At 67.2% G+C, this 9,152-nt stretch carries 9 protein-coding genes; 4 read left to right on the forward strand and 5 right to left on the reverse strand.

Translation table 11 applies throughout. From position 1 onward, the window contains the following. From Q0629_RS07830 to Q0629_RS07850, 5 genes are all read right to left on the reverse strand, one after another. Positions 1–443: methyltransferase domain-containing protein (locus tag Q0629_RS07830; protein ID WP_298781055.1), on the reverse strand; the 443-nt coding region annotated here is incomplete at its 3' end. Beyond that, complete coding sequence (locus Q0629_RS07835) at positions 431–1,807, reverse strand: phosphomannomutase/phosphoglucomutase (protein ID WP_298781058.1); 1,377 nt, start codon at positions 1,805–1,807, stop codon at positions 431–433. The genes Q0629_RS07830 and Q0629_RS07835, both read right to left, overlap by 13 nt. Positions 1,808–1,827: 20 nt before the next feature. After that, complete coding sequence (locus Q0629_RS07840; RefSeq protein ID WP_298781060.1) at positions 1,828–2,916, reverse strand: aminotransferase class V-fold PLP-dependent enzyme; 1,089 nt, start codon at positions 2,914–2,916, stop codon at positions 1,828–1,830. Between the two features lie 62 nt (positions 2,917–2,978). Further along, positions 2,979–3,236, reverse strand: a complete 258-nt coding sequence (locus tag Q0629_RS07845; RefSeq protein ID WP_298781063.1) for a hypothetical protein — start codon at positions 3,234–3,236, stop codon at positions 2,979–2,981. Between the two features lie 285 nt (positions 3,237–3,521). Continuing rightward, positions 3,522–3,917, reverse strand: a complete 396-nt coding sequence (locus Q0629_RS07850) for a hypothetical protein (RefSeq protein WP_298781065.1) — start codon at positions 3,915–3,917, stop codon at positions 3,522–3,524. 145 nt (positions 3,918–4,062) lie between these two features. Between Q0629_RS07850 and Q0629_RS07855 the strand changes: the two genes are divergently transcribed. The 4 genes from Q0629_RS07855 (at position 4,063) to coaE (ending at position 9,149) form a co-directional block, all read left to right on the forward strand. Continuing rightward, complete coding sequence (locus Q0629_RS07855) at positions 4,063–6,015, forward strand: ABC-F family ATP-binding cassette domain-containing protein (protein WP_298781068.1); 1,953 nt, start codon at positions 4,063–4,065, stop codon at positions 6,013–6,015. A 54-nt stretch (positions 6,016–6,069) separates the two neighbouring features. Next, complete coding sequence (locus Q0629_RS07860) at positions 6,070–6,435, forward strand: hydrogenase maturation nickel metallochaperone HypA (protein WP_298781070.1); 366 nt, start codon at positions 6,070–6,072, stop codon at positions 6,433–6,435. Positions 6,436–6,508: 73 nt separating this feature from the next. Then, on the forward strand, positions 6,509–8,557 hold the full coding sequence (locus tag Q0629_RS07865) for a UvrD-helicase domain-containing protein (RefSeq protein WP_298781073.1): 2,049 nt from the start codon (positions 6,509–6,511) through the stop codon (positions 8,555–8,557). Continuing rightward, positions 8,505–9,149 carry a dephospho-CoA kinase gene (gene coaE, locus Q0629_RS07870; protein WP_298781075.1) on the forward strand — a complete coding sequence of 215 codons (645 nt, stop codon included), beginning with the start codon at positions 8,505–8,507 and terminating at the stop codon, positions 9,147–9,149. Before Q0629_RS07865 ends, coaE begins: the two co-directional genes overlap by 53 nt. The last annotated feature ends 3 nt before the right edge of the window (positions 9,150–9,152 follow it).

The raw sequence follows: 9,152 nt of genomic DNA on the forward strand, positions 1-9,152 counted from the left end.
AGCTCAAAGACGCCACCCAGCCGCAGCACGGCGGCCAGGCTGTCGGTGAAGTCCCTGGCCGTGACGCGCCGGTGGGCGTGACGCCGCTTCGGCCACGGGCAGGGGAAGTTCATGTAGACGCGGTCCAGAGCCTCGTCGCGAAACAGCTCCTTCATCATGCGGCGGGCGTCCGTGCGGATGAGGCGGAGGTTGTTCAGCCCCGCCGCCCTTCTGGCGCAGCGCAGCACGCAGGCGGGCGATAGCTCGATGCCCCACAGGAGGACGTCCGGGGCCCTTCGGGCGTGCTTCACGGTGTACTCTCCGTTGCCGAACCCGATCTCAAGCTCCGTCCGGCGTCCGCGCGCCATCGCATCGAGGTCGAGCGGCAGGGAGAGGTCCCCTGGCAGGGCGATGACGCCGTACTGCGGCCGGGCCTGCTGGGGCGCCGGCGTCAGAACGTCCATGCGAAGTCGGGCAGTCCCTCGTCCAGGAGGCGCCTCTTGACGTCGGCCATGATGCGCTCCAGGTCCTCCCGACTGCGCCCCTCGCAGCGGACGGTGATGACCGGTTGGGTATTGGACGCGCGGATCAGCCCCCAGCCGCCCGGATAGAGGATGCGGATGCCGTCGTGGGTCAGCCCCTGATGGTCCTTGAGGGCCTTCTCCCGGATGCGGCCCACGACGTCGAACTTCTCCTCGTCCGGGCAGTCGATGCGGGCCTCCTCCGTCGTGGGGTAGAGGGGGATGGAGCTCATGAGCTCGGAGAGCTTTTTGCCGGTCTTCGCCAGTATGCGCAGCACCCGGCCGGCCGCGTAGAAGGAGTCGTCGAAGCCGTAGGACTCGTCGGCGCAGAACATGTGTCCTGAGTACTCCCCGGCGAAGGGGGCGCCGATCTCGCGCATCTTGGCCTTGATCACGGAGTGCCCCGACTTCCAGAAGAGGGGACGCCCCCCCAGCCTCTCGACCTCCTCGGCCAGGGCCATGGTGCACTTGGGCTCGATGATGGCCTCCGCGCCGGGGTGTTCCTCCATGATCTCGCGCCAGTAGAGGGCCATGAGCCGGTCGCCGAAGATGACCTCGCCGCACTCGTCCACGACGCCGATGCGGTCTGCGTCGCCGTCGAAGGCGAAGCCCGCGTCCGCGCCCGCTTCCCGGACGCGGACGATGAGGTCCTGCAGGTTCTCGCGCTTCTGGGGGTCCGGATGGTGGTTGGGAAAGCGCCCGTCGGGCGTCCCGTAGAGCTCGGTGCAGTCGCAGCCCAAAAGCTCGAAGAACCGCCTGGCGAAGGGCCCTGCCGCTCCGTTGCCGCTGTCGCAGACCACGCGGAACCGCCGCGGGAAGGGCTGGAACCTGGACTTCAGCATGGACAGGTAGGCGTCTGGAATGGACTGATGCGCCAGGGCACCCTGCCCCGTCCTGAACTCCCCGGAGTCCGCGATACGGCGGATGGCCTGGATGTCGTCGCCCCACAGCGTGGCCTTGTCCCAACAGAGCTTCAGTCCATTCATGTTGGGTGGGTTGTGGCTTCCGGTGATCATGATGCCGCCCATGAGGTCCAGGTGGTGCAGGCTCCAGTAGAGCATGGGCGTGGTGAGCGTGCCCACGTCGATCACGTCAACGCCGGCGGCGAGGGCGCCCCGGGTCAGCGCAGCGCGGATGCGGGGCGTCGAGAGCCTGACGTCCCCGCCGATCGACATCCTGCTGAAGCCGCGGTCCAGGAGCCACGTGCCATAGCTTCTGCCGATGGTCTCGACGACGGCGTCCGTCAGGTCCCGGTCTGCGTCGCCCCGGACGTCGTACTCCCTGAAGATGTGCGGTGACAGTGTCATTCCGCCTCCCCTTCCTGCGCCTACCGCCGTTTGAGGACGTCTTCGAGGACGTCCATGCCGCGGGCGACGAGCGACTCGTCCGCCTGGGAGCCCATGTGCCCGACGCGGAACACGCGCCCCGCCAGAGAGCCGTAGTTGCCGCCCAGGGCGAGGCCCCGCGCGCGAAGCGCCGCGTCGAGCTTCTCCCAGGTCCACCCGTCGGGGACGTAAAAGGCCGTGACGCTGGGGGAGGAGACGGCCTCGTCCAGCGGGAAGAGCCGAAGCCCCATCTCGCGCCCCCTCCGGCGGCACAGGGCCGCCGCCCTCTCGTGGCGGCCGTAGGCGTGTTCCACTCCCTCCTCCATGATCGCGGAAAGGGCCACGTGCAGCCCCGCCATGGCCTGCCAGTCGTGGGTGTAGGGCATGGCGTGTACCGCAGGGACCTCCCGCCAGGGCAGGTAGGCCTCGTAGCCGCTGTAGCGCACCTCCTCAATGACCTTCCACGCCCGCTCCGACAGGGTCGAGATGGAGAGCGAGGGCGTCATGGACAGGACCTTCTGGCTGCCCAGGAGTCCGATGTCGATGCCGTTTTCATCGACGTCCACGGCAGTGGCCCCGGCGCTCGACACAAAGTCGACGACGAAGAGCGCCCCAACCTCCCGCGAGATATCACCGAGCTCCTTGATGCAGGGGGTCAGCGTGCCCGAGGGCGTTTCGCAGTGTACGGCCGTGATGACCTTCGGCCGGAAACGCAGCGCGGCCTCGCGCACCTTCTTGAAGTCAGGGGTCTGGTCGTGAGGGGCGGCGCAGAGCTCTGCCTCGGCGCCGATAGCCCGCGCCATGTCGGCGAACCCCTCGCCGAAGAGGCCAGATGCCACGGCCAGGAGCCGGTCGCCGGGCTTCAGGGTACACTTCAGGGCCCCCCACAGGATGGACATGGCCTCGCCCAGCGTGATGACGACATCTTCCTTCGTTCCCAGAAGCCTCTGCACGAGCCTCTGGTTGTCCGCGTAGAGCTCGAAGAACTCCCCTTCGAGGTCTGAGCTTCCAAAGTCCATGTTCCATGCGTCCCGAACCCTCTGGGGGATGGAAGTCGGTCCGGGGACCAGCGCGATGGGATAAGTCTTCATAATTTCTATAGCTCCTTTGTTCGATAGTTTGTGTTCCTGACGTCCAGCGGCCTGCTCTCCCGCTACCTTTCAAGCGCGGAGACGGCACGGCCGGCCAGGTCCAGAAGCTCTGTATCGTCTGTACCGAAGCCCTCGAGGGTCAGCGTCGTGTCCGGGCTGACGGCTACGGCCAGGGCCGGGGCCAACAGCGGGTGGCGCTCCAGGATCGCGCGCCGCCCCGCCACATCGAGGACGCGGTAAGTTCCCTCCTCGTCCATCACGCCGTCGCCGGAGCCTACCGCGGCAGGCACGTGCAGCGGGCCAGGGCCCTTTCCCTCCATGAGGTTTACCTCGACGCGCTGCGACGGGGCTTCGCGGGCGTAGATCCGTCGCGTCCATCGGCCCAGGTCCTCGGAGGCCGTCTGAAGCAGCGTGACGTCCTCCGAGACGAGGCGCCATGGCCCGAGGGCGTCGGGCAGAGAAGCGCCCCCGGCCGGTATGCCCCCCAGCGTCAGGAGGGCACAGCACAGAAAAAGGGTACGGGATATCGTTTTAATGATGGATCACTCCTTTAGGCGTTGACAAGTCATATTCCCAGAGTTTTGGATGGGCCGCACCTCCTGGGGTTATCGCTGGCGCAGCTCGTCGGCTTTTTCCAGGGCGAAGTCGTGCGAGAGGTCCCTCACGTCGAGGGCGCCCACCGCAAAGCCCATCGCTGCCCTCTCTCCCGCGTCGGGCATGGACGTCGAGAGCGTCAGGTGCAGGTCCTCCTCCTTGATCCCGAGGTCGATGAGTTCGGACATGAGCTTGTTGTAGAGCCAGCCCACGTCCCTCGCGTCGTTGTCCTCGTAACGTGCCCAGATCCTGCAGGGCCAGGAGAGCCTGCGGGACGTCCTCCAGTGGGGGAGGCAGAACAGCGCGTCCTTGATGAGGCCGCTGTTGATGCGCTGCATGAAAATGCCCGTCATCAGCCGGAGTACGTGCTCGTCCTTATCCCTTCTCTTCCTGTAGCGTGTGGCCATGTCCGGTCCTCTTCAAAAAATGTATCGTTTTTGCGCTGAGGCGTTTAAGGCATTTGCCGCTTCCGCTGTCCGCGCGTCCAATATAGTATATACTTTTAGCCGAGATGGTACAGAGGCGTTAGGCGGAAATTTTGGGCCCGGCGTCATGGAGGGATGCAGTCTGATCGACATCAAGGGGCTGAGGCTCGCTTTCGGGGAAAAGGTGATCTTTGACGGCGTCAGTTGCCGCATCGGAGACGATGCGCGACTGGGGGTCGTGGGCAGCAACGGCTCCGGCAAGACGACGCTCCTGCGCGTCCTGATGGAGGACGTGGTACCGGACGGGGGGAGCGTCGAGCGCTCCAGGGGGCTCACGGTGGGCTGTCTGCCGCAGGACCTCGTTGAGCTTGAGCCCGTGCCGCTGATGGACTTCCTCAAGGACCGCGCTGGCATTGCGGCGGTCGAGGCCCGTCTGCGCGAGACGGAGGCCCGCCTGTCGGAGGCCGCGTCGGGTTCCACTGAGCTCTCCTCCCTCCTGGAGGAGCACGCGCGGCTTGAGCGCCGCTTTGAGCTGTCCGGTGGCTTTGCCTTCGAGTCCATGGCCTTGAAGGTGCTGCACGGCCTGGGCTTTCGCCGGAACGACGGCGTGAAGAACTGCGCCGATTTTTCGGGCGGGTGGAAGATGCGCGTCGCCATGGCGGCGCTCCTGCTCTCCGCTCCGGACGTGTTGCTGCTGGACGAGCCGACGAACCACCTGGACACGGAGAGCATGGAGTGGCTCGAGGGGTGGCTCAGGGGATATAAGGGGGCGGTCGTCGCGGTGTCCCACGACCGGCGGTTCCTGGAGAACACGGTCACGCAGATCGCGGACCTCGAACGCGGCAGCCTGACGCTCTATCCCTACGATTACGACCGTTACCTTGCGGCGAAGGCGGAGTCGCGCGCGCAGCTTGAGCAGAGCGCCGAGGCCCAACAGCGGCAGATCGAGAGGATTCAACAGTTCGTCTCGCGCTTTCGCTACAAGGCGACGAAGGCTGCGCAGGTTCAGAGCCGGCTGAAGCAACTGGCCAAGATGGAGGTCATCGAGCTGGAGGGCCCGGAGAGGAATGTGCGCTTCCGTATCCCGGAGGCGCCGCCCAGCGGCCGGGAGGTGCTGAGGGCGACGGACCTGTCGAAGCGCTACGGGGACCTCTGTGTGTTCGAGGGCCTGAACTTCACCGTCGAGCGGGGGGAGCGCACGGCCCTGGTGGGCGTGAACGGAGCGGGCAAGTCCACGCTGCTCCGTCTCCTGAGCGGCACGGAGCAACCGACGTGCGGCGCGGTGCGCCTGGGGCACAACGTGAAGCCCGCCTTCTACTCCCAGGAGAGCGCGCAGAACGTGGACTACGCCCGCACGATCTGGGAGGAGGCCCGCGCGGCTCCCTCGCGCCTGAACGACGTGGAACGGCGCAGCCTGCTGGGGGCGTTCCTGTTCTCCGGGGACGACATCCACAAGCCGGTTGCGGTGCTGTCGGGCGGCGAGAAGGCGCGGCTGGCGCTCTACAAGCTGATGCTGGCGGAGACGAACTTCCTCGTGCTGGACGAGCCGACGAACCACCTGGACCAGACGACCCGGGACGTCGTGCAGCGCGCCCTGCTGCAGTACCAGGGGACCCTCCTGATCGTGTCCCACGACCGCAGCTTTCTGGACGTTCTGGCCGAGCGCGTGCTGGAGATTCGGGACGGCCGCCTCTACGACTATCCGGGCAACTACTCGTGGTTTCTGGAAAAGCGGGAGGAGGCGCTGGCGCGGGAGGAGCCCGCGGCGGTGGGGCCGGAGGTGCGGGACCTTCGATCCCGCGAGGGCCGGCGTGTCGCCGCAGAGGAACGTCAGCGCGTCATGGCTGCGGCGCGGGAGATCAGGAGGAAGCTGGACCCTCTGGAGGAACGGATCGGACGGATGGAGACCCGGCAGGCTGAGATCGACGCGGAGCTCTGCGATGCGTCGGTCCTGTGCGACTCCTCGCGGGTTCAGGCGCTCATGGTGGAACGCGGCGCCATCGCAGCGGACCTGCCGGCGTCCTATGAGGAGTGGGAGCGGCTGTCCACGCAGCTTGAGGCCGTCCGCCAGGAGCGGTGAGGCCGCACGGCGAACCTTTGAAGGGCGACGTCCGGGGTTGAGGAGGTGCGCGGCTTGTACGAGTTTTCCCTGACGAAGTCGGTGAACGATACGATCCTGGGCATGTGCCGGAGCTCCGGCTGGCGCCGCGTGCGCCGCATTGTGCTGAAGGTGGGCGGGATGCGGCGGGTCAACCCGGAGCTGATGGCCTATGCCTTCGGCAGGATATCCAGGGGCGCCCCCACGGAGGGAGCGAACCTGTCCATCATGGTGCTGCCCGTCACGTTTCGCTGCCACGCCTGTGGCCGGGAGGTCCAGAGCGAGGGCACGGAGTTCGTGTGTCCGGCGTGCGGCAGCAAGGACGTGGAGCTGGTGTCGGGGCTGGAGTTCGCCATCGAGTTCCTGGAGGTCGAGGGAGGCGCCCCGCACTTGGGTGACTAGAATTCCCGGACGGATTGGCGCTGGAGCAGCGCCTTGCGTCCGGAGGGACGCTTCGCGCAGAACGGAGAAGAACATGTTGGAAAACGATATCCTTGAGCGCCTCTCGCCCCGTCAGCGGGAGGCGGTGACCTACGTCGACGGGCCGCTTCTCATCCTGGCCGGCGCCGGCAGCGGCAAGACGCGCGTCCTGACCCACAAGGTGGCCTGGCTGATCGCCGAAGGGCTGGCCCGGCCGTGGGAGATCACGGCGGTGACCTTCACCAACAAGGCGGCGGGCGAGATGCGGGAGCGCGTGTCGGCGCTGGTCCCCGATGGGGCGGATAAGGTGTGGGTCAGCACCTTCCACGCCTTCGGGCTGCGCTTCCTGTTCCGGAACCCCGAGGCGGTGGAACGCCTGACGGGGCTGAGGACGGGGTTCGCCGTGCTGGATCGGGGCGACAGCCGTTCGCTGGTGGGGCAGATCATGGAGCGCCTGGGCGTCAACACCAAGGACACCGCCCCGGCTTCCGTGCTGGACGCCATCTCACGCGACTGGGCGGCCTGGGTGCCGGGCCCGCGGGAGCCCCTTCTGGAAGGGCTCTACCTCGACATCGCAAACGAGTACCGCCGCGCGCTGCGGGAGCGCAACGCCGTCGACTTCGACGACCTGATGGTGCTCCCGCTCCAGGTGCTGACGCAGGACCGGGAGCTTCGGGAGAGGGAACGGGCCCGGATTCGGTGGCTCCTGGTGGACGAGTTTCAGGACGTCAACAGGCCGCAGTACCTCCTGCTCCGCAATCTGGTGGGGCCGGACTGCCGGCTGAACGTGGTGGGGGACCCGGACCAGTCCATCTACGGCTGGCGTGGAGCGGATATCGGCATGATCCTGAACTTCGAGCGCGACTTCAGGGGTGAGGAGGGCCGCGCGGACGCGCGGACGATCGTGCTGGACGAGAACTACCGATCGACGGGCAACATCCTGGCCGCCTCCAACGCCCTGATCCGCAACAACTCCGCGCGCATGAAGAAGGACCTCAGGACCTCGCGGGGCATGGGGGAGAGGGTCTACACCCTGCTGGCGAACAGCGACCTGCAGGAGGCGGACTTCATCACGGCGGAGATCGCCCGCCTCAAGGCGCATCATGGCTACGACTACGGGAACATCGCGCTCCTCTATCGGCAGAACGCCATGAGCCGCCTCTACGAGCAGAAGTTTCTGGAGCTGGGCATCCCTTACCGCATCGTGCGCGGCGTGGCGTTTTACGAGCGCCGGGAGGTTCGGGACGTCCTGGCGCTCCTGAAGCTGGCGCTGAACCCGAACGACCTCACCTCCTTCGAGCGGGCTGCGGAGTTCGCCGTCAAGGGCATGGGGCCGAAGCGCCGCGAGGATTGGACCGCATGGCTTGCGTCGGGCGCCGTCCCCACGTCGCCGGCCTCCGACTTCTGGGGGGCGGCTGCGAAGGGGGCCTGGCCCGTTCGGGGGCAGGTGGGGGCTGCGGCTGCGGAGTTCGCGGCGCACATGGCGCGCCTCCTCGCGGTATCGGAGCGGGGGATCGGCCCCGCTGTAGACTACGTGCTGAACCAGATGGGCTACGAGGAGCTCTTGAGGTCGAAGGACCCGGAGAGCTGGGAGGAACGCTACGACAACGTGATGGAGCTTCGCTCCGTGGTGCCGGAGGGGGGGCTCTCGGAGGCGTTGGCGGAGGCGGCGCTCTTCACGGACGCGGACCGGCAGGACGACTCAGCGAACGCCGTGGGGCTTTTGACGCTGCATGCGGCCAAGGGGCTGGAGTTCCCCGTGGTGTTCCTGGTGGGCATGGAGGAGGATGTCTTCCCCAGCTCCCGCGCCAAGGATCAGCCGGACCAGCTGGAGGAGGAACGGCGTCTGTGCTACGTGGGCATGACCCGTGCGGAAGAGCGGCTCTACCTCACGGCGGCCCGCAGTCGCCGCCTGTACGGAACGACGCTCAGCAAGGGCTTCTCGCGCTTCATCTACGAGGTCCCGGAGCAGTATCGCGAGATCGACGACCGGGCCGGCGAGGGGCGCGGGTGGGACGAGGGGTATGGCAGCGGAGGGAGGCGGCGTTCCTATGGCGGCTACGGCAAGGGCTATCGCCCTTACGGGGGACGTCGGGGCTGGTAAGTCCACCGTCGCCAGCCTGCTGGAGGAGATGGGAGGCATGCGCCTTGACGCGGACGCCATCGCCCTGGAACAGTGGAGGCGACCGGACGTCGCTCAGGCCGCCGCGCGCCGTTGGGGACGCCAGGTCTTGGACCCGTCGGGCGGGATCGTCCGAGGCACCGTGGCCGGACGCATCTTTGCGGACCGTACGGAGTACGACTGGGCCTGCGGGCTCATTCATCCCCTGGTGATGGCTGAGCTGGAACGCCGCGTCGCCGAGCTTTCGCCGGACCGCTGGGCCGTCGCGGAGGTGCCGCTTCTGTTCGAGGTTGGGCGTCCTTCGTGGGTCACGGCGGCGGTCTTCGTCACGGCGCCCCGGGCGCTGCGCATAGCGCGCTGCCGCCAGCGCGGCTGGGACGAGGCGGAGCTGACCCGCAGGGAGGCCTTTTACCTGCCGTCGGACGAGCGGATGGCCTTGAGCGACTTCGTCCTCAACAACGAGGGGGACCTGGCGTCCCTGCGCCGGGAAGCCGAGGCGATCGTTCGGGAGGTCGAGTCGAGAGGTTTTCTGAACAGGTGTGTACGCACCAATATCGGGGAAGGGGGGAAGTGAGGG

Source organism: uncultured Fretibacterium sp. (assembly GCF_938030725.1).
Classification (GTDB): domain Bacteria; phylum Synergistota; class Synergistia; order Synergistales; family Aminobacteriaceae; genus Fretibacterium.